At 64.9% G+C, this 18,561-nt stretch carries 20 protein-coding genes; 16 read left to right on the forward strand and 4 right to left on the reverse strand.

The window, feature by feature from the left end:
* Window positions 1–64: 64 nt before the first annotated feature.
* Window positions 65–1,243, forward strand: a complete 1,179-nt coding sequence (locus P0D70_RS12285; protein WP_408184674.1) for an acetyl-CoA C-acyltransferase — start codon at window positions 65–67, stop codon at window positions 1,241–1,243.
* Window positions 1,244–1,354: 111 nt separating this feature from the next.
* On the opposite strand, the gene P0D70_RS12290 is transcribed toward P0D70_RS12285, so the two are convergent.
* Window positions 1,355–1,858: an LEA/WHy family protein gene (locus tag P0D70_RS12290; RefSeq protein WP_408184709.1), complete on the reverse strand. Its 504-nt coding sequence runs from the start codon at window positions 1,856–1,858 to the stop codon at window positions 1,355–1,357.
* A gap of 70 nt (window positions 1,859–1,928) precedes the next feature.
* A complete protein-coding gene (locus P0D70_RS12295) occupies window positions 1,929–2,303 on the reverse strand; it encodes a hypothetical protein (protein WP_408184675.1) in 375 nt (124 codons plus the stop codon).
* A gap of 178 nt (window positions 2,304–2,481) precedes the next feature.
* Here P0D70_RS12295 and P0D70_RS12300 point away from each other — a divergent pair, with 178 nt between their 5' ends.
* From P0D70_RS12300 to P0D70_RS12325, 6 genes are all read left to right on the forward strand, one after another.
* Entirely contained in the window at window positions 2,482–3,972 is a 1,491-nt protein-coding gene (locus tag P0D70_RS12300) for an aminotransferase-like domain-containing protein (RefSeq protein WP_408184676.1), read from the forward strand.
* Window positions 3,973–4,172: 200 nt separating this feature from the next.
* On the forward strand, window positions 4,173–4,562 hold the full coding sequence (locus P0D70_RS12305; protein WP_091794346.1) for a hypothetical protein: 390 nt from the start codon (window positions 4,173–4,175) through the stop codon (window positions 4,560–4,562).
* A 348-nt stretch (window positions 4,563–4,910) separates the two neighbouring features.
* Window positions 4,911–5,396 carry a PaaI family thioesterase gene (locus tag P0D70_RS12310; protein WP_091794342.1) on the forward strand — a complete coding sequence of 162 codons (486 nt, stop codon included), beginning with the start codon at window positions 4,911–4,913 and terminating at the stop codon, window positions 5,394–5,396.
* 113 nt (window positions 5,397–5,509) lie between these two features.
* Entirely contained in the window at window positions 5,510–6,508 is a 999-nt protein-coding gene (locus P0D70_RS12315; RefSeq protein WP_408184677.1) for an NADP-dependent oxidoreductase, read from the forward strand.
* Between the two features lie 58 nt (window positions 6,509–6,566).
* Window positions 6,567–7,460, forward strand: a complete 894-nt coding sequence (locus P0D70_RS12320; RefSeq protein WP_408184678.1) for an SDR family oxidoreductase — start codon at window positions 6,567–6,569, stop codon at window positions 7,458–7,460.
* Between the two features lie 112 nt (window positions 7,461–7,572).
* Window positions 7,573–8,532, forward strand: a complete 960-nt coding sequence (locus P0D70_RS12325; RefSeq protein ID WP_408184679.1) for an alpha/beta hydrolase — start codon at window positions 7,573–7,575, stop codon at window positions 8,530–8,532.
* Between the two features lie 46 nt (window positions 8,533–8,578).
* Here P0D70_RS12325 and P0D70_RS12330 read toward each other — a convergent pair whose 3' ends face one another.
* Both P0D70_RS12330 and ygfZ read right to left on the reverse strand, forming a co-directional pair.
* Window positions 8,579–9,424: an NRDE family protein gene (locus P0D70_RS12330; protein WP_408184680.1), complete on the reverse strand. Its 846-nt coding sequence runs from the start codon at window positions 9,422–9,424 to the stop codon at window positions 8,579–8,581.
* Window positions 9,425–9,512: 88 nt separating this feature from the next.
* Complete coding sequence (gene ygfZ, locus P0D70_RS12335; RefSeq protein ID WP_408184681.1) at window positions 9,513–10,586, reverse strand: CAF17-like 4Fe-4S cluster assembly/insertion protein YgfZ; 1,074 nt, start codon at window positions 10,584–10,586, stop codon at window positions 9,513–9,515.
* A 78-nt stretch (window positions 10,587–10,664) separates the two neighbouring features.
* Here ygfZ and mltG point away from each other — a divergent pair, with 78 nt between their 5' ends.
* The 9 genes from mltG (at window position 10,665) to P0D70_RS12380 (ending at window position 18,251) form a co-directional block, all read left to right on the forward strand.
* On the forward strand, window positions 10,665–11,675 hold the full coding sequence (mltG, locus tag P0D70_RS12340) for an endolytic transglycosylase MltG (RefSeq protein ID WP_091800527.1): 1,011 nt from the start codon (window positions 10,665–10,667) through the stop codon (window positions 11,673–11,675).
* Window positions 11,675–12,295, forward strand: a complete 621-nt coding sequence (tmk, locus tag P0D70_RS12345; protein WP_408184710.1) for a dTMP kinase — start codon at window positions 11,675–11,677, stop codon at window positions 12,293–12,295. Before mltG ends, tmk begins: the two co-directional genes overlap by 1 nt.
* A 94-nt stretch (window positions 12,296–12,389) precedes the next feature.
* Window positions 12,390–13,424: a DNA polymerase III subunit delta' gene (locus tag P0D70_RS12350; RefSeq protein WP_408184682.1), complete on the forward strand. Its 1,035-nt coding sequence runs from the start codon at window positions 12,390–12,392 to the stop codon at window positions 13,422–13,424.
* A gap of 151 nt (window positions 13,425–13,575) precedes the next feature.
* Complete coding sequence (locus P0D70_RS12355) at window positions 13,576–14,109, forward strand: GNAT family N-acetyltransferase (protein ID WP_091794327.1); 534 nt, start codon at window positions 13,576–13,578, stop codon at window positions 14,107–14,109.
* Window positions 14,110–14,143: 34 nt separating this feature from the next.
* A complete protein-coding gene (locus tag P0D70_RS12360) occupies window positions 14,144–14,935 on the forward strand; it encodes a TatD family hydrolase (RefSeq protein ID WP_091794324.1) in 792 nt (263 codons plus the stop codon).
* A 67-nt stretch (window positions 14,936–15,002) separates the two neighbouring features.
* Window positions 15,003–15,740, forward strand: coding sequence for an ankyrin repeat domain-containing protein (locus tag P0D70_RS12365; protein WP_408184683.1), 738 nt, complete (start codon window positions 15,003–15,005; stop codon window positions 15,738–15,740).
* Window positions 15,741–15,829: 89 nt separating this feature from the next.
* Window positions 15,830–16,018 carry a hypothetical protein gene (locus P0D70_RS12370; protein WP_408184684.1) on the forward strand — a complete coding sequence of 63 codons (189 nt, stop codon included), beginning with the start codon at window positions 15,830–15,832 and terminating at the stop codon, window positions 16,016–16,018.
* A gap of 264 nt (window positions 16,019–16,282) precedes the next feature.
* Window positions 16,283–16,639 carry a Rap1a/Tai family immunity protein gene (locus P0D70_RS12375; RefSeq protein WP_091794320.1) on the forward strand — a complete coding sequence of 119 codons (357 nt, stop codon included), beginning with the start codon at window positions 16,283–16,285 and terminating at the stop codon, window positions 16,637–16,639.
* A gap of 388 nt (window positions 16,640–17,027) precedes the next feature.
* A complete protein-coding gene (locus P0D70_RS12380) occupies window positions 17,028–18,251 on the forward strand; it encodes a mechanosensitive ion channel family protein (protein WP_408184685.1) in 1,224 nt (407 codons plus the stop codon).
* Window positions 18,252–18,561: the final 310 nt, after the last annotated feature.

Consider the following 18,561-nt stretch of genomic DNA (forward strand, 5'->3'; position numbering starts at 1 on the left):
ACGCGCCGAAGCGCGACTCCGGCGACAGCTAAAGCGCTAACTCTGGTCGACACAGGAGACACGCATGACTGACGCCGTAATCGTATCGACCGCCCGCACGGGCCTCGCCAAATCATGGCGCGGCGGTTTCAACATGACGCACGGCGCGACGCTCGGCGGCCATGTCACTCAGGCTGCCGTCGAGCGCGCGAAGCTCGACCCGGCGCGCGTCGAGGACGTGATCATGGGTTGCGCCAATCCGGAAGGCGCGACGGGCATGAACATCGCTCGGCAGATCGCGCTGCGCGCCGGTTTGCCGGTCAGCGTGCCGGGTATGACGGTGAACCGTTTCTGTTCGTCTGGATTGCAAACTATCGCGCTTGCCGCGCAACGCGTGATCGCCGGTGAAGGCGACGTGTATGTGGCGGGCGGCGTGGAGTCGATCTCGTGCGTGCAGAACGAGATGAACCGGCACATGATGACCGAAGGCTGGCTCAGCCAGAACAAGCCCGAAATCTACTGGTCGATGTTGCAGACCGCGGAGAATGTGGCGAAACGCTACTCGATCTCAAAGGAACGCCAGGACGAATATGGCGTGCGTTCGCAACAGCGCGCGGCCGCCGCGCTCGAAGCCGGCAAGTTCAAGGACGAGATCGTGCCGTTGACGGTGCTCGCGGGTGTTGCCGACAAGGCGACCGGCCGTCTCTTCACGAAAGAAGTGACCGTCAGCGGCGACGAAGGCATTCGCGCCGACACGACGCTCGAAGGTGTGTCGAAGATTCGTACCGCGATGCCGGGCGGCGTGATCACTGCGGGCAACGCAAGCCAGTTCTCGGATGGCGCGTCGGCTTGCGTGGTGATGAACGCGAAGGTGGCGGAGCGCGAAGGCTTGCAGCCGCTCGGTATTTTTCGCGGCTTCGCGGTGGCCGGTTGCGAGCCGGACGAGATGGGCATCGGCCCGGTGTTCGCGGTGCCGAAGCTGCTCAGGCAGGCGGGTTTGAAGGTCGAGGACATCGACCTGTGGGAGCTGAACGAAGCGTTCGCGGTGCAGGTGCTGTATTGCGCCGACAAGCTCGGTATTGCGCACGATCGCCTGAACGTGAACGGCGGCGCGATTGCGGTGGGCCATCCGTATGGCGTATCGGGCGCGCGTTTGACCGGCCATGCGTTGATTGAAGGCAAGCGGCGCGGCGCGAAGCTCGTCGTCGTGACGATGTGTATTGGCGGCGGGCAGGGCGCGGCGGGTTTGTTCGAAGTGGTGTGATCCCGTTCGTGCGGTAAAGAACGGCGGGTGCCGTGTGGTTCGGCGCGATGGCGATGAACCCGCGGCACTCGTTTTTTTATCCGCGCGCGGTGTGGGCGCCGATTACCCGTATCACGGCAACGCCATGCCGGTCGACGGCAGGCTCAACGTGCCTTGATCGACGAATCGCGTCGTGCCCGTGAGGCCACCCGCGAGCTTGCCGCGCAGAATGTACGGAATTTGCCCCGACTGCGCCGCGCCTGCGAAGGCGAACGCCTGGCGAACCGCGGCGAATGCCGGCACGGTCAACGGCACGTTGACGACCGTTTCGCCGAAGCGCGGCACGCTGCCGGCCTGATCGCTCACGCCGCTTGCGAACGGCTTGCCGTTCAGCTCGAGATCGAGCGACACGCCGTTGAAGCTGATCGTGGAATCGTTGGGATTCTGCACGCGCAGTTTTACGTTGAAGCGCATCTCCAGACCCTGGCCGTCGATCGGTTCGAGACCGGCCACGTTCACGCGCAATGGATCGCCGCCGAACAGGCCCGCGCAGCCGTTGAGCGTTAGCGTGACGATGGCGAGGACCGTGGCCAGACGAATGGAACGGCCTAACAGCAGCGCGCGGAAGAAGGACATGACCTGCACCTCGAAACAAGCGGCTTGGATCATGCATTGTACCGGGCCGTGTTGGCCGCCGAGCGGCGTTTCAGGCTGCGCGCCGCAGGCGTGTTTTGACGAGACTGGCCAGATGGCGCGCGGTTTGACGGATCAGACTGCGGCCGTCGTGAAGAGCGCGCGAGGGCTGCACGACGAACGCGGCAGTGTTCGCACGCACTCCGCTGATCGACACGACGCCGCGTTGCGGCGTCACGAAGCACTCGCCCTCGTGCAAGGTGATCGACGTGACAGGCACGGCGTCGCCCAGCCACGCGAGAGCGTGATCGCGGAACGCGAGCTGAAGATCGCCTTCGACGGCGACAATCGAGGTGCCGGCGCGCAACTCATGCACGGCCATTTGACCTGCGGCGAGACGAGAAGCAGTGCGGCGCGCCGGATCGGAGCGACATTGACGAAGAGACATGGCCGTTTCCTTCAAAGCGTTTTCATGCCACTCAGCTTATTGAGTCCGCTCAAATGAAAACAGCCGCAGCCATCAGCAATGTGAACCGGTACAGCAACGCGGTTTAGTGCGCTGTATCGGCTGGAATCGTGCGGATGTGTATCTGTTGCGACGCGCGAACTGTCCGCACCATCGGCGGATGATTCAATCCATTCTGACCCGGCAGGCTGCGGACCCGCTGCCCGATAACCAGCCGCTGTACCGGCAGCTGGCCGATCAATATCGCCGCGCGATCGGCAGCGGCGTGCTGCGCCCGGGCGACCGAATGCCGTCGATGCGCGCATTCATGCGCCGGCACGGCGTCAGTCTTGCGACCGCGACCGAGAGCTACCGCGTACTGGAACGCGCCGCGCTGATTGACGCCCGTCCGCGCGCCGGTTACTTCGTGCGTGTGCCGCCCACGGCTGCGTTGCCGGCCGCGTCCGAGCCCGATCTGGCGGTGCTGCCGGGCGCCGCGCAGTTCGTCGGCATCCATTCGGCGATTTCCGCGATCGTGTCGAGATTGCAGCGACATCCGGACGCGCTGAATCTCGGCGGCGCGACCGCCTCGCCCGATCTCTATCCCACCGATGCATTGCAGAAAGCCGCGCTGCGTGCACTGCGCAAGCGGCCCACCTTGCTGACCGCCGCCGGGCACGACCAGGGCGATCCGGCCTTGCGCGCGATCATTGCGCGCCGCGCGCTCGACGCCGGCATCCAGATCGGCGCGGACGACATCATCATGACGCACGGCGGTATCGAAGCCGTGAATCTTGCATTGCGAGCGGTGACTCAACCCGGCGACACCGTCGCGGTCGAATCGCCGTGCTTTTTCGGTCTGCTGCAGGCGCTGGAAAGCCTCGGCTTGCGCGCGCTCGAAATTCCCGCCAGTCCGACCACCGGCCTCGCCATCGAAGCGCTGGCGTTCGCGCTGCACACGCATCCCGACATCAAGGCCGTAGTCGTGGTGCCGAACCTGCAGAACCCGCTCGGCAGCGTAATGCCCGACGCCCACAAGGCGCGGCTCGTCGAACTGTGCGCGCGAGCCGGTATTGCGCTGATCGAGGACGATCCATATCGCGAGCTGGCCGACGCGGCACAGCCGCCCAGATCGTTGAAGGCCTGGGATACGGACGGCACCGTGATCCACTGCACGTCGTTCAACAAGGTGCTGGCACCCGGCATGCGGGTCGGCTGGATCAATGGCGGCCGCTGGCATCCACGTATCGGCATGCTGAAGTTCGCGCAGTCGCGTCACAACGAACAGCTGTCGCAAGTCGTGCTCGCCGAGTTTCTGGAGACGAACGCGTATGAGCGGCATTTGCGGCGTCTGCGCGAGCGGCTGCGGCTTCAGCGCGAACGGATGGCGGCGGCGATCGCCACTTCGTTTCCGGATGGCACGCGCTTCACCCCGCCGGCCGGCGGGATGTTTTTCTGGATCGAATTGCCGCGAGAGATGTCGTCGGCGGCGCTCTTCGAGGCGGCGTTGAACGACGGCATTCGCGTGATGCCGGGGACGGTGTTTTCGAACGCGGGGCGTTTCGATCATTTCATCCGGCTCAGTTCACCAAGCACGGATCTCGATCGCGCCGACGATGCCGTGCGCAGGCTAGGGCGGCTGGCTGCGCGTCTGGCGACGCACGCGGGCTGAGCTGGCGCGGCACGGACGTGGCGCCGACGTACAATTGACAAGTACCTGAAAAAGCATATTGCCCGGCTAGTGGCATCTCCCCGCCATTAGCAATCCGGTCATCTGCTGATTGCTCCCCGGCGGCTTCTGGCAGATCGTTTCCCGGAGGCCAATGGCGATCTGCACCGCGCCACGATTCGAAAATCATCACGGAGACCGATATGCCATTCATTTGCGAAAACGTCGAGTGTCGAGCTGTGCTGGCCCGCAAACAGGTCAAACCGAACCGGGATAACAACGCGTTTTTCTTCTATTGCCCCGACTGCAACACGCGCAACGAGTTGATCGATGTGGGTGCGGCCGGTGGTCCTCTGGAACTGATTCAGCCCGTGCGGCAAGGACTCCCGCACAAAGTGGTGGCAACGGCCCGGCCTCTCGAGGACGGCAGGTATGCGGCGCAGTTGAGCATTCAGAAGGCGCTTGGAATCAAGGGGCCTTTCGCGGCGGAAGAACGGTGGGACGAGCTTGGCATTTTCCCCGACGCACAAGGCGCCGTCACTCATGCTAAAACCACTGCAGCGGGTTGGTTGGGGGCTGACTTCAGCCACTAGATCGCTGAAAGAATTGCGTGTCTGAACGTCTGGCAGCCACTCTCTGATTTATCGTCGATAAAGTCCGTACCCGATTGGCGCAACTCGCGGAGCGCGGAGCCCAATCGGGTCACCACCCCTCCAATCGTCCTTCGTTTCGATCCTGCCGGCGCAATTCACAGCGAAGCGCAATGCTCGCGAGCGAGCCATTACCGGCATCGCCTGTGCCGTTACCTGCCGACCCGACCTCCTGATAAAGCTCCATCGAAGGTGTAAGTTTGATAGGCTTAGTGTTTGCCTCGGCCGAAGGCATTCTCGCGTCCTGCATCAACCGCATGAACGCACTGACCACGAAATTCGAAAACAGCCATGACCGATTCGCCTTCATCCAAAGCGAGTACCGAAACCCTGCTCGAGAGCCCGTTCGTCGACCGGTTAGGCGCGCAGTTAGTGTCGGCCGCGGACGGCGCTAGCGAAGTCGCGCTGCCGTTGCAGCCGGATCATATGAACACCTGGGACGTCGCCCACGGCGGCGTCACCATGACGCTCGCCGACATCGCGCTCGCCATGGCCGCGCGCAGTCTCGCGGGCGACGGCGTGGGCGTGGTCACGGTCGAAATGAAGGTCAACTTCATGCAGCCGGGCCGCGGCGAATTACGTGCCACCGCGCGCGTGCTGCACCGCTCGACCACCATGGCTTATTGCGAAGGCGAGATTCGCGACAGCGAAGGCCACTTCGTCGCCAAGGCGCTCGGCACGTTCAAATACATGCGGCGTCTCGCCGTCGGCCGCGAAGTGAGGCAACAGCGTTTGCGCAGCGACCCGTCGGCGAAACCCGGTCCGAGCGACGGCTGAGCGCCGCCTTGAACCGCGCGTGTCAGGGAGGCGCTCGCGCCTCCGGTTCCGCCTTCGTGTAAGCCGTTCGAATCATCCGCCGATCCCATCGGCAACTTATGGAGACGATCGCCATGACCCAGATCAACCGCCAACTCGTGTTGGCGTCGCGCCCGCAGGGGGCCGTGACCCCCGACAACTTCCGCCTCGTCGAAACGCCGCTCGCGCCGCTGGCCGAAGGCGAATTGCGCGTGCGTAATCACTACCTGTCCCTCGACCCCTACATGCGCGGCCGCATGAACGACAGCAAGTCGTATGCGCCGCCGCAGCCGCTGAACGAAGTGATGATCGGCGGCACGGTGGGTGAAGTGGTCGAGTCGAAAAATCCGAAGTTCGCAGTCGGCGACAAGGTCGTTGCGATGTTCGGCTGGCAGGAGTACGGCACGTCGAACGGAACGGGCCTGCAGAAGGTCGACGACACGCATGTGCCGCTATCGGCCTATCTCGGCCCGGTCGGCATGCCCGGCGTCACGGCGTGGTACGGCCTGAACCGCATCATCGCGCCGAAAGCGGGTGAGACGGTGGTGGTCAGCGCGGCGAGCGGCGCGGTGGGCAGCGTGGTCGGCCAACTGGCGAAGCTGGCCGGCGCGCGCGCAGTCGGCATTGCCGGCGGCGCGGACAAGTGCCGCTATGTCACCGAGACGCTCGGCTTCGACGCGTGCGTCGACTACAAGGCCGGCAATCTCTATCAGGACCTCAAGGCGGTGACGCCGGACGGCGTGGACGGCTACTTCGAGAACGTCGGTGGTGAGGTGCTCGACGCGACGCTCGCGCGTATGAACGCATTCGGCCGGATCGCGCTGTGCGGGTTTATCGCGGGCTATGACGGCCAGCCGTTGCCGCTCAAGCATCCGTCGCTGATGCTCACGCAGCGTCTGCTGGTGCAGGGTTTCATCGTGAGCGAGCATATGGACGTATGGCCCGAAGCGCTCACGCAACTCGGCACGCTGGTTGCGCAGAAGAAGCTGCACTATCGCGAGACCATCGCGCAAGGACTCGATGCGGCGCCTGAGGCGTTCATTGGCCTGCTCAAAGGCAGGAACTTCGGCAAGCAACTCGTCAAGCTGATCTGAGCGCGGCGGCAGTCGGGCAGCCCACGCAAGGCGCCGCTCAATCCAATGGAGTGACACGATGTTCGATTTCGCAGGCAAGGTGGCGGTGATCACCGGTGCGGCCAGCGGCTTCGGCCGCGCATTCGCGCAGAAGGGCGCCTCGCTCCGCATGAAGCTCGTGCTGGCCGACGTGAATCCCGACGCGCTCGCGCAAACCGTCGACGCATTGCGCGCCGGCGGCGCCGAAGCGATCGGCGTGCCGACCGACGTCGCGAGCGCGGCGCAGGTCGAAGCGCTCGCGCAAGCCGCACTGACCGCCTACGGCAAGGTGCATCTGCTGTTCAACAACGCAGGCGTAGGCGCGGGCGGCTTTCTGTGGGAAAGCTCGGCGAACGACTGGTCGTGGGTGTTCGGCGTGAACGTGATGGGCGTCGCGCACGGCGTGCGGGTGTTCACGCCGATCATGCTGGCGCAGAACGAGCCCGCGCATATCGTCAACACGGCGTCCGTCGCGGGCTTGCTGTCGCCGCCCGCCATGGGCATCTACAACGCGTCGAAACACGCGGTGGTGTCGCTCACCGAAACGCTGTATCACGACCTGCAGCTGGCGCAGGCCGCGCAGGCGGGAACGGCAGGCGGTCAGGTCGGCTGTTCGCTGTTGTGCCCGGCCTTCGTGCCGACCGGCATCGCCAATGCGGAACGCGCGCGGCCTGCTGATCTGCGCAACGACAGCGGCCCGACCCGCTCGCAGATCGCCGCGGGCAAGCAGCTGCAGCGCGCGGTGCAGTCGGGCAAGCTGAGTGCCGACGACGTCGCAGACATCACCTTCGAAGCGATCGCGGCGCGGCGTTTTTACATCGTCACGCATCCGGGCATCATGGCAACGGTGAAGCTGCGCCACGAGGATATCGAGCAGTTGCGCAATCCCACTGATCCAATGTCGCTGAAGCCGGAAGTGAACAACGCCGGCTAGACGGGACGCTTGCCGTATCGCCGGCGCCCGCTGAGATCCAGGGCGCCGGTTTCTTTTTGAACCGCGCCGGTTTATTTCAAACCTTCGGCGCTTATGCGCCATAAGACGCACCATGCCGCTGAATCCGAAGATCGAGCAGGTGCTCGATATGATCGAGCGGGCCAGGCGCCCGAAGCTCCATGAAATGACCGCGCAGGACGCGCGGGCCTCGTACGAAAAAAGCGCGCCGATTCTGGAGATCGCGAGCGCGCCGATGTTCGCGATCGAAGATCTGCAAATCGCGACACGCGACGGCGCGACGATTCGTGCGCGTCTGTACCATCCGGTCGAGCCGAGTTGGGCCGAGCCCGCGCCGGCGTTCGTGTATTACCACGGCGGCGGCTTCACGGTGGGTAGCGTCGATACGCACGATGCGCTGTGCCGGATGTTCGCGCGCGACGGCAATTGCGCGGTGTTGTCCGTGGACTATCGCCTCGCACCGGAATACAAATTTCCCACTGCCGTCGAGGACGCTTTCGACGCCTTGACCTGGCTGCACGCGCACGCAGCCGAATACGGGCTGGACGCCGGCCGGCTGGCAGTGGGCGGCGATAGCGCGGGCGGTACGCTGGCCACGGTCTGCGCGGTGCTCGCACGCGACGCCGGCATCGAACTCGCGCTGCAATTGCTGATCTATCCGGGCACGACAGGCCATCAGCAAACCGATTCGCACTCGCGCTTCGCCAACGGCTTTCTGCTGTCGGGCGACACGATTCAATGGTTCTTCGACCACTACGTGCGCGCGCGCAGCGACCGTGACGACTGGCGTTTCGCGCCGCTGGACGGCCAGCTTGGCGCGCCCGAATTCAGCGGCGTCGCGCCTGCGTGGATCGCCACCGCCGAATACGATCCCTTGAGCGACGAGGGCGACGCCTACGCGGAGAAATTGCACGCGCTGGGTAATCGGGTCACGCTCAAGCGCTATCCGGGCATGATCCACGAGTTCTTCAAGATGGGCGGTTTCGTGCCGGACGTCGCGCAGGCGCACGCGGATGCCGCAGCGGCCTTGCGCGCGGCCTTCGATTCCGACTGAGGGCGTTCACCGGGTTGTCGGCGGCCAACGAGCCACCGGACCCTGGTCACGCGATTTCGCGTTCGATATTGAAGGCGAAGCTGCGCTCGAAGTCGCCGGGCCGCGCGATCCGATGCGAGCCGTTGTCGTCGCTGCGCTCGGCGACGGCCACGCTGATCACTTCGCCGTGTAGGGTCACGCGCAGTGCGGTCGTCCCGCGTGTGCCGTACTCCGGCGTTTCGATGAATGCAGCCGACAGCGCCCGTTCGCGTTCGAGCGGAATGCCGGTGGACGGCAGTTCGTCGTCGCGGGCGAGGCGCGGATCGCGCATCAGGTCGATCAGGCGTTCGAGCGGTGGCATCGCGTTGCGCGCGAGCAGCGTGCCCAGTTCGGCGCGCTTTTTGACGAGCTTCGGCCACGCGGTATCGAGCACCGCGTTTGAGATGCCGTGCGTGCCGGGTTCGAGCAGCGTCGGCGCGCGCTCGGAACGGTTGCAGTACCAGGCGAGTTCGCGGCGCGTCCAGTCGCCCACCAGCAGATTGAACCCGTTATAGATGTCGCCGGTTTGCGCGACGTGCCGCAGGTACGCGAGCGGCGTGCCGTGCGGGTTGCCATTCGAGTCGCGCGTGGCGCCGCTCAGCCAGTCGCTGACGAGCGTGCCGCGGGTCGGCGCGTCGGCGCGCATTTCGTGCGGCGCGCGGTAATTGGTCAGCGCGGCGAAGCGGCCGTCGCGCGACGAGCCGAGCCACGTGCCACCGCCTTGCAGATCACGCCCGGCCAGCACCGTCGGCGCGTCGTGCCACCAGCCGACCGGTTCGGCCGTGCGGCGAAAGAACTCGTCGCGATTGGCGGCAAGCGTGAAGAGCGGGCCGTCGACCGCGTCGGGTCGCCAGTCGAACACGATCAGGCACATCGGGGGCGTCTCCCGGTGGAGGCGTTGCAGTTGAAAAGGCCAGTAAAAAGCGGCGCCTGACTGCGCCGCTTCGTTCCCCGCGAGAATGTCAGACTTCGGTGGGCAGCCCGTAGGGCAGCGCAAGGAAGCGCAGCGCCGGGCCGTCCGCCGCGCCCAGATGCACCGAGCCGTTTTCCAGCGCCGCGAGCTTGATCTCGACCAGCAGATCGACGCCGCCTTCCGGCGCCGACGCCGCGTTCACCACCATGCCGCACGGCTGGCCCGGATCGTCCGAATGGAACAGTTCCGCGCCCGCGCGCACCGTGTCGAGTTCGCCAGCCACATTGGCGAGCGAAGTGCGCCGCTTGATCGTGCCGCGATACTGGCTGCGCGCCACCACTTCCTGGCCGGGATAGCAGCCTTTGCGGAAATTCACCGCGCCCAGCACGTCGAAATTGACCATTTGCGGCACGAACTGCTCGACCACCGGCTGGGTGATGCGCGGCTCGCCCGCGCGAATGTCGAGCCAGTCCCACACGGCCGGCGAGACGCGTTTGAGCTTTTCGTCCAGCAAGGGCAAGTGCGACTCGATCTGCACCTTCGGGCCGATCCACAGATAACGCAGGCGCCCGAGCGCGTCCGGTACGCGAATCAGCGAGCCCGCCGCGCCGTCCACTTTCACGTGCACGCCGTCCGGCAGCGCGTCGAACACATTTGAGAGCGCCTTGCGCACGTCGCCGGCGAGACCGATCACCGCCAGTTCGCCGCTCGCGTCAGTGAGTTTGGCCTTGGCGCGCAGCACGAACATGGAGAGCCGCTTCTGCACGGCGGCCTGCACGTCTTTCGACACCAGCAGGCGGATCGTATCGCCGCTGCGCCAGGTCAGGAACGACGCCAGCAGACGCCCTTTGGCCGAGCAGTAACCGGCCAGACGCGCATTGGCGGCGTCGAGGTGCTGGGTGTCGTTGGTCAACTGGCCGTGCAGGAAGCTTGCCGCGTCGTCGCCGGTGGCGTCGATCACGCCGAACTGCGTGAGCGGCATATACGCGCCTTGCTGAACGAGCGCGTCGAATTCATCGGCGGAGGGGCGCGGCAGCGCGGGAAGACTTGCCGGCGTGGCGGCGGCTGCCGTAGGAGCTGTGTTTGGAGGCGTGCCTGAAGCGGTAGCGAGCGGTGTGTTCATGGATTCCTGGAACAGTCAATTCTGACTTTGGCTAAGGCAAACAAGTATTATATGCAGTCCAACCCTGCCACGTTTCGCATGTCCCTGTTCAAGAAATGTTTCATTGCCGGCTCACTCGTCGTTGTGCTGGCCGCAGCCGCAATTGCTGGCGGATACCATTGGGCCACCAGTCCGCTCGATCTGACTCCTGCGCAACTCGATGTCACGGTCAAGCCGCATAGCAGCTTGCGCAGCGTCACGCTGCAACTCAATCGCGGCGGCGTGCCGGTCGAAGCGGAGCTGTTCGTCATCATGACGCGGCTGCTCGGACTGCAAAGCGAGCTGAAGTCGGGCAACTATGAGTTCAAGACGGGCGTGACGCCGTATGAGGTGCTGCAGAAAATCGCCCGCGGCGACGTCAACGAATACGTGGCGACCATTATCGAAGGCTGGACCTTCAAGCGCATGCGCGCCGAGCTGGATGCCAATCCGGCGCTCAAGCACGACACGGCCGGGATGAGCGACGCCGACCTGATGAACGCGATCAACGCACCGGAGGCGTCGATCGGCAATGGCGAGGGACTGTTTTTCCCCGACACCTACCTGTTCGACAAAAACACCAGCGACCTCGACGTGTACCGCCGCGCCTACCGTCTGATGCGCCTGCGTCTGGACGAGGCATGGACCGCGCGCGCGGCGAATCTGCCGTACAAGACGCCGTACGACGCGCTGACCATGGCGTCCATCATCGAAAAGGAAACCGGCAAGCCGTCTGACCGGCCCATGGTGGCCGCGGTGTTCGCGAACCGGCTGCGCGTGGGTATGCCGCTGCAAACCGACCCGACCGTGATCTACGGCATGGGCGAGAGCTACAGCGGACGCATCAGAAAGAAAGACCTGCAGACCGACACTCCCTACAATACCTACACCCGGATGGGGCTGCCGCCAACGCCCATTGCGCTGCCCGGCGTGGCGTCGCTGCAGGCGGCGCTGAACCCGGCACCCAGCACCGCGCTGTATTTCGTCTCGCGCGGCGACGGCAGCAGTATCTTTTCCGACACCCTCGGCGATCACAACAAGGCCGTGGACAAATACATTCGAGGGCAATGATGGCGCGGGGCAAATTCATAACGTTTGAGGGCATCGACGGGGCGGGCAAGACCACCCACCTCAGCTGGTTTCGGGAGCGCCTCGAACAGAAAGTGGCAAGCACCGGCCGCGCGGTCGTCATGACGCGCGAACCGGGCGGCACGCCGCTCGGCGAGCAGATCCGCGAAATCGTGCTGCATCAGAAAATGGACCTCGAAACCGAAGCGCTGCTAATGTTCGCGCTGCGCCGCCAGCACCTGGCCGAAGTGATCGAGCCTGCGCTCGCGCGCGGCGACTGGGTGCTGTCGGACCGTTTCACGGATGCGACCTTCGCCTATCAGGGCGGTGGCCGCGGACTGCCGCGCGACAAGCTGGAAACGCTGGAGCGCTGGGTGCAGGGCGGTTTCCAGCCGGACCTGACGGTGCTGTTCGACCTCGCGCCCGAAATCGCCAGCGAGCGGCGCAGTGCGGCACGCGATCCGGATCGCTTCGAGAGCGAATCGGCGGCATTTTTCAATCGCACCCGCGCCGAATATCTGCGCCGCGCCGAAGAAGCGCCGTACCGGTTCGCTATCATTGACTCCGCGCAGAGCATTACGCAGATTCAGAGAAGACTTGAAGAATTGATCGCAGTTCTTTGATTTAAAAAGAATATAAACTTGGTTTATATCGGCGTTCAGAGTTCATGTCGTACTTCATGTAAATTCTGCAACAATTTGATTTAAAAGAGAAAAGATGATTTATCCGTGGCAAGCCGATGACTGGAACCGCCTGCAGCAATTGCGCGGCCACTGGCCGCACGCCCTGTTGCTGCATGGGCAGGCGGGCATCGGCAAGCTGCGCTTCGCGCAGCATCTCGCGCAGGGCTTGCTGTGCGAGGCTCAGCAGGCCAACGGGGAGCCGTGCGGCGCGTGCGTGGCCTGCAACTGGTTCGCGCAGGGCAATCATCCGGACTACCGGATCGTCGTGCCCGAGGCGCTGGCCGCCGAAGCGGGCCTGAACAACGCCGCGGACGAAAAAGCCGACAAGGCCGATGCCGACGAAGCCAAGAAGACGCGCACGCCCAGCAAGGAAATCAAGATCGAACAGATTCGCGGTTTGCTCGATTTTGTCGGCGTGGGCTCGCACCGCGGCGGCGCGCGCGTGGTCGTGCTGTATCCGGCGGAAGGGCTGAATATCGCCGCGGCCAATGCGCTGCTGAAGACGCTCGAAGAACCGCCGGCGGGAGTCGTGTTCCTGATGGTGTCGGCGCGTATCGATCGCCTGTTGCCCACCATCATCAGCCGCTGCCGCCAGTGGCCGATGACCGTGCCCGCACCGGACGTGGCGACGAAGTGGCTTGCCGCGCAAGGCGTGGCCGAGGCGCCCGCGCTGCTCGCAGAAGCCGGCGGCGCGCCGCTCACGGCGCTCGCGCTCGCCAGCGACGAGAACCGCACGCTGCGCGACTGGACGCTCAAGCAACTGGCCGCCGGCCCCGGGTGCGACGCCTTCGCCTGCGGCGAGGCGTTGCAGAAGCTGCCAGTGCCGCTGGTGCTAGGCTGGCTGCAACGCTGGATGTACGATTTGCTGGCGCAGCGCACGGCCGGCGCGCCCCGTTACTTCCCGCAAGCCTCGGCGGCATTGACGCGCTGCGCGTCGCAGGCCGACGCCAGCGCGTTCGCGCGCTTCATGCGCACTGTGACGCGCCAACGCGCCGTCGAGAACCATCCGCTGAATGCGCGGCTGGTGTTCGAAGAGCTGTTTATCGGCTATCGCGAGTTGTTCGCGTAAGCCGCCGCTGCGTGCGGGGCGCGTTCCCGGCCGCTGGCGCGCTGCGCCGCGCCTCACAGCCGGCGCCGGCCCGCCATTCGTCCTGCGCCGTTCGTCCGCCGTTCGTCCGCCGTTCGTCCATTATCCGCTTCCATCTCACGTTCAACGCACCATGAGCCTTTCCTACCGCGATGCCACGCTCGACGATCTGCCCGCTATCGTCGCCATCTACAACTCGACGGTGCCGTCGCGGCAAGTCACCGCCGATCTCGAGCCGGTCAGCGTCGAAAGCCGGCTGACCTGGTTTCACGCGCATGGCCCGCACAAGCGTCCGTTGTGGGTGGTGGAAGACTCGCAACAGCCCGGCCGCGTGATCGCATGGCTGAGCTTTTCGGACTTTTACGGCCGCCCGGCCTATCTGCGCACCGCCGAAGTCAGCATCTATCTCGACGAAAGCGCGCGTGGCAAGGGTCTCGGCAAGCAATTGCTGGCGGCTTCGCTAGCGGCGGCGCCGGCGCTCGGCATCGATACCGTGCTCGGCTTCATCTTCGGCCACAATGACGCGAGCTTGCGCCTGTTCCGCGGCTTCGGTTTCGACACGTGGGGATCGTTGCCGCGCGTGGCCGTGCTGGACGGCGTGGAGCGCGATCTGGTGATTCTCGGCAAACGCCTCGACGCCGCCGCGACAGCTCCGGCCGCCGCCTGATTCCCTTCGAGCCAGCCCTACGCAGGACACCCCCATGTTTGTCGACTCACATTGCCATATCAATTTCGAAGGACTCGCCGACCGCCTGCCGCAGGTGCTCGAGAACATGCGCAGCCATTCGGTCACGCATGCGCTGTGCGTGTCCGTCGATCTCGAAACGCTGCCTTCCGTGCTGGATATCGCCAGCCGCCATGAGAACGTGTACGCGTCGGTCGGCGTGCATCCGGATCACGAGCACATGCGCGAGCCGAGCGTCGCCGAACTGGTCGAACTGGCCGCGCATCCCAAAGTGGTCGCGATCGGCGAGACCGGCCTCGACTACTACCGGCTGGAAGGCCGCACCATCGCCGACATGGAATGGCAGCGCGAGCGCTTTCGCACCCATATCCGGGCGGCGCACGCCGCGAACAAGCCGCTGATCATCCATACGCGATCGTCGTCGGAAGACACGCTGCGCATCATGGCCGAGGAGCGCGCAGGCGAGCCGGGCGGCGTGATGCATTGTTTCACCGAGCCGTGGCATGTCGCCGAACAGGCGCTTGCGCAGAATTTTTACATCTCGTTGTCGGGCATCGTCACGTTCAAGAGCGCGACGGACGTGCAGGACGTCGCGCGCCGCGTGCCGCTCGAACGTTTACTGATCGAAACCGACTCGCCGTATCTCGCGCCCGTGCCATATCGCGGCAAGCCTAATGAACCTGCGTACGTAAGTTATGTCGGACGGTTCATCGCGCAACAACGCGACATGCCGGAAGCGGCGCTGGCCGAGGCGACCACGCAAAACTTCTTCCGCCTTTTCAAGATTCCCGCGCCGGCTGGTGCGTGAGGCGTAAAGTCGATAAATATCAATAGGATAGGGAATTTTCATAAAGTTAAATATGAGAGAAATTTCGATGTCGTTGACTGCCCCGCAGGACACTTTCGCAGCAGGCGTGACAACGCGTGGCGCGCTGGCTTCGGCACGGCGCGGCGTCTCGCGCGTCACGTTCGCCGCTGCGCTCGTTTGTGCCGCGCTGACTTCGCTGGCGGTGTCGCCGGCCCAGGCGGCGCCGATCGATTCGCTGATCAAATCGGTAAAGTTCGACGACGTGGACGGCGTCAACAAGTTGCTCGCCAAGGGCATGGACCCGAACAGCGTGGATAACCAGGGCATTCCGCTGCTGGTGCTGGCCGCGCGCGAGAAATCGGACAAAGTCGGCGCTGCGCTGCTCGCCAATCCGAAGACCAACATCGAGATTCAGGACAAGGCCGGCGAGAACGCGATGATGATGGCCGCGCTGAACGGCGATCTCGCCTTCGTCAACCAGCTGATCGCGAAAGACGCCGAGGTCAACAAGAAGGGCTGGGCACCGTTGCACTACGCGGCGGCGAACGGCAACGACGACATCGTCAAGGTGCTGCTCGACCATTCGGCCTACGTCGACGCCGGCTCGCCGAACGGCACCACGCCGCTGATGATGGCCGCGCGCGGCGGCCACGTGTCGACCGTGAAGCTGTTGCTCGACAACGGCGCGGACCTGACGGTGAAGAACCAGATCGGCATGACGGCGCTCGATTTCGCGAAGACTTACAAGGAGCCGGACGTGGTCGAAGGGTTGACCGCGCGCCTGCAGCAGATGCAACAGAAATAGTGTGCGCGGCTCACGGCGGCCGGTTGCCGGCGGCTTGGGGCGCGGGTAGAGGGTCTATGCGCTCTGCCGGCGGCTGGAGCGCGAGTCGAATGTGTCTGCGCTCCGTCGGCAGTCTGGAGCGCGAGCCGAAGGTGTATGCGCTCTGGCCGGCCAATTGGAGCGCGAGTCGAAGATCTACGCGCTCTGTCGGCGGCCCGGAGCGCGAGTCGAAGGTCCACGCGCTCTGCCTGCCGCCTGAAGCGCCAATCGAAGGCCCACCCGCACTGACAGCCATCTGAGCTCCTGTCAAAAGCCCGCTCGGTCTGCCTGCCGCGACGGGCGCAGCCCGCGAAACGCTGCCGTGGTACCGCTGGAGCACGCAAGCGGCGGAGCACTTGGCGCCGCCAACTCACCCGGCTTAAAAAAAGTGCCTGAAGATAGCGGTGGCGCGCACGCTTGCGCTTCGCAAAACAGTGCAGAATGTCGACTTTGGCGCGCCACATGTGCGCGCCCTTTGGATGCGGCGAAAGACCGCCTGATAAACGACCCTGGAAAGGAACACCATGCTGCGGGCTTTGATTTTCGCCAGCGCGCTCGCCGTACCGCTATCGGCAGCCGCGTTTACGGGAGGCGACCTCAACAAGCTGTGCACCAAGACGGACGTGGCATCGCGTAGCGCGTGCGCCGCTTATATCGAAGGCGCCGCCGACGGCATCTTCAACACCATCGACGCGATCGGCGGCACGACCGGCCCGCGCGTCGGCCAGTACTTCTGCCTGCCGCAGGACGCGCGCTCGGCGCAGCTGACCGACGCGGTGCGCAAATATATCGCTGAGAATCCGATCGTCGCGGGCTATAACGCCAGCACGGCGATCTCGCTCGGGCTCGGTAAAGCGTTTCCCTGCAAGAGCGGCAGTTGAAATGAAGCACGGCTGATGCCCTGCGCGTCGGCATCCGGCGTGTTGGGCGTTTCGGCCCATGAGGGTTTTCCGGCTTTTCAGCCGTGGGCACTTCGGGGCATTTCTCATAGCTCTACCTGAGACCCGGTCTCAACGCCGGCTGTCCGCTTGTAGAGGCGGCGGGCCTCGCCACCTTTCGCGGATCGCGCGGAAGAACAATCTAAGATGTCAGTAGGCAGGCCGTGCAGTCGTGCGGCCTCGCGTCCGCTTCAGCGGCGCCTCGCGACCGGCGCCGCCCGGCAGCCGGGCGCCTTTCGCCACTCCGCGGCTACCCCGCGGCCATGTCGGTGGCCGGTTCCGCGCCGGCTCGGCTCAGCTCAGCACTCATGCCAGGAGGACATTCCCCTTCATGCCTACTCTCGACGACCTCAGCCGTATCGCCGAAGCGCCGCTGCACACGTGGCTCGGCGCGTTGATCGTCTCGGTGATCGCGGTGGTGCTGGCCGTGGGCATCCATCGGGTCGGCGCGCGTATCGTGACGCGGCTCGCGCGGCCTTATCCGCTCACCAGCGTGGTGCTGCGCTATATCGACAAGCCGGCGCTATTCATGCTCGTGATCCTCGCGCTGGAGGCAGTGGGCTGGGAAGCGCCCGACACGCTGACCTTCATCACGCCGTTGCGCGACGCCGCCGCAATCGCGCTGATCGGCGCGATCACCTGGCTCTCGGTGCGTTCGGCGGCGGCGATCGGCGAGGCGATCATTCAGGCCCATCCGCTCGATACCGCCGACAACCTCCAGGCGCGCCGCATCCATACCCAGGCGCGCGTGCTCGCGCGTTCGGTGATGTTCGTGATCGTGATCGTCGGCGTGGGCGGCGCATTGATGACGTTCCCCAATGTCCGGCAGATCGGCGCGAGCCTGCTTGCTTCGGCGGGTGTGGCGGGACTGGTCGCCGGTATCGCCGCGCGGCCGGTGCTCGGCAATCTGATCGCCGGCTTGCAGATTGCGCTGTCGCAGCCGATCCGTCTCGATGACGTCGTCGTGATTCAGGGCGAGTGGGGGCGTATCGAGGAAATCACCGGTACGTATGTATCGGTGCGTCTGTGGGATCAACGTCGGTTGATCGTTCCGCTGCAATGGTTTATCGAAAACCCGTTTTCGAACTGGACCCGCAGCAGTTCGCAGATCATCGGCACGGTGTTTCTCTACGTCGACTACCGCATGCCGCTCGCGCCGTTGCGCGAAGAACTCGCGCGCATCGTCGAGGACGCGCCCGAGTGGGATCGCCGCGTGCAGGTGTTGCAGGTGACGGACGGCACCGAGCGCTCGATGCAATTGCGCGCCCTCGTCAGTTCGCTCGATTCCGGCCTGAACTGGGATTTGCGCTGCCGGGTGCGCGAGGGATTGCTCGACTACATTCAGAAGCACTACCCGCAGTACCTGCCGCGGGCGCGCGCGGAAGTGTCGGCGGAACTCGAAGCCGGCAAGGGCGAAGCGCTCGACTGGGTGCCGCGCAGCACGCAGACGCCGGCTGGCAGCACGGCCGCGCACACCGAGGCCGATCCGGTGGCGAGCCGCGCCGCGAGGCCGCCGGCGGGCGAACTGCCGCAGCATGTGAAGGAAAAAATTTGACGGCGGTCTGACGGCGGGCTTGACAGCGATCAGACATGCGGCCAGACAAGCGATCAAACAGGCGATCAAACATGCGGCTTGAGGGCGTTTTGACGGAGGCTTGACAGCAGTCCGGCGGCAGGTTCGATCGCGGCTCTAACCACGGCTTTGACCACGAAACCGCCAGACTGTGGCACGCCGACGCCGATGAATGCAACTGATCGGGCACCAAAGCGGTCGAACCGTCCACTCACTCACGAAGCCGGCGCGGCTTCGCGTGTCTCATCGTGTTTTGGGTTCTCCTCGCGCGATGGCGCACGAGACGAGACAT

The sequence above is a fragment of the Paraburkholderia sp. RL17-381-BIF-C genome (assembly GCF_046026435.1).
Classification (GTDB): domain Bacteria; phylum Pseudomonadota; class Gammaproteobacteria; order Burkholderiales; family Burkholderiaceae; genus Paraburkholderia.

Bases quoted from the DNA above. Each gene is read 5' to 3' on its own strand.
- P0D70_RS12285 (WP_408184674.1), top strand. From the start codon at position 65: ATGACTGACGCCGTAATCGTATCGACCGCCCGCACGGGCCTCGCCAAA.
- P0D70_RS12290 (WP_408184709.1), bottom strand. From the start codon at position 1,858: ATGTCCTTCTTCCGCGCGCTGCTGTTAGGCCGTTCCATTCGTCTGGCC.
- P0D70_RS12295 (WP_408184675.1), bottom strand. From the start codon at position 2,303: ATGTCTCTTCGTCAATGTCGCTCCGATCCGGCGCGCCGCACTGCTTCT.
- P0D70_RS12300 (WP_408184676.1), top strand. From the start codon at position 2,482: ATGATTCAATCCATTCTGACCCGGCAGGCTGCGGACCCGCTGCCCGAT.
- P0D70_RS12305 (WP_091794346.1), top strand. From the start codon at position 4,173: ATGCCATTCATTTGCGAAAACGTCGAGTGTCGAGCTGTGCTGGCCCGC.
- P0D70_RS12310 (WP_091794342.1), top strand. From the start codon at position 4,911: ATGACCGATTCGCCTTCATCCAAAGCGAGTACCGAAACCCTGCTCGAG.
- P0D70_RS12315 (WP_408184677.1), top strand. From the start codon at position 5,510: ATGACCCAGATCAACCGCCAACTCGTGTTGGCGTCGCGCCCGCAGGGG.
- P0D70_RS12320 (WP_408184678.1), top strand. From the start codon at position 6,567: ATGTTCGATTTCGCAGGCAAGGTGGCGGTGATCACCGGTGCGGCCAGC.
- P0D70_RS12325 (WP_408184679.1), top strand. From the start codon at position 7,573: ATGCCGCTGAATCCGAAGATCGAGCAGGTGCTCGATATGATCGAGCGG.
- P0D70_RS12330 (WP_408184680.1), bottom strand. From the start codon at position 9,424: ATGTGCCTGATCGTGTTCGACTGGCGACCCGACGCGGTCGACGGCCCG.
- ygfZ (WP_408184681.1), bottom strand. From the start codon at position 10,586: ATGAACACACCGCTCGCTACCGCTTCAGGCACGCCTCCAAACACAGCT.
- mltG (WP_091800527.1), top strand. From the start codon at position 10,665: ATGTCCCTGTTCAAGAAATGTTTCATTGCCGGCTCACTCGTCGTTGTG.
- tmk (WP_408184710.1), top strand. From the start codon at position 11,675: ATGGCGCGGGGCAAATTCATAACGTTTGAGGGCATCGACGGGGCGGGC.
- P0D70_RS12350 (WP_408184682.1), top strand. From the start codon at position 12,390: ATGATTTATCCGTGGCAAGCCGATGACTGGAACCGCCTGCAGCAATTG.
- P0D70_RS12355 (WP_091794327.1), top strand. From the start codon at position 13,576: ATGAGCCTTTCCTACCGCGATGCCACGCTCGACGATCTGCCCGCTATC.
- P0D70_RS12360 (WP_091794324.1), top strand. From the start codon at position 14,144: ATGTTTGTCGACTCACATTGCCATATCAATTTCGAAGGACTCGCCGAC.
- P0D70_RS12365 (WP_408184683.1), top strand. From the start codon at position 15,003: ATGTCGTTGACTGCCCCGCAGGACACTTTCGCAGCAGGCGTGACAACG.
- P0D70_RS12370 (WP_408184684.1), top strand. From the start codon at position 15,830: ATGTGTCTGCGCTCCGTCGGCAGTCTGGAGCGCGAGCCGAAGGTGTAT.
- P0D70_RS12375 (WP_091794320.1), top strand. From the start codon at position 16,283: ATGCTGCGGGCTTTGATTTTCGCCAGCGCGCTCGCCGTACCGCTATCG.
- P0D70_RS12380 (WP_408184685.1), top strand. From the start codon at position 17,028: ATGCCTACTCTCGACGACCTCAGCCGTATCGCCGAAGCGCCGCTGCAC.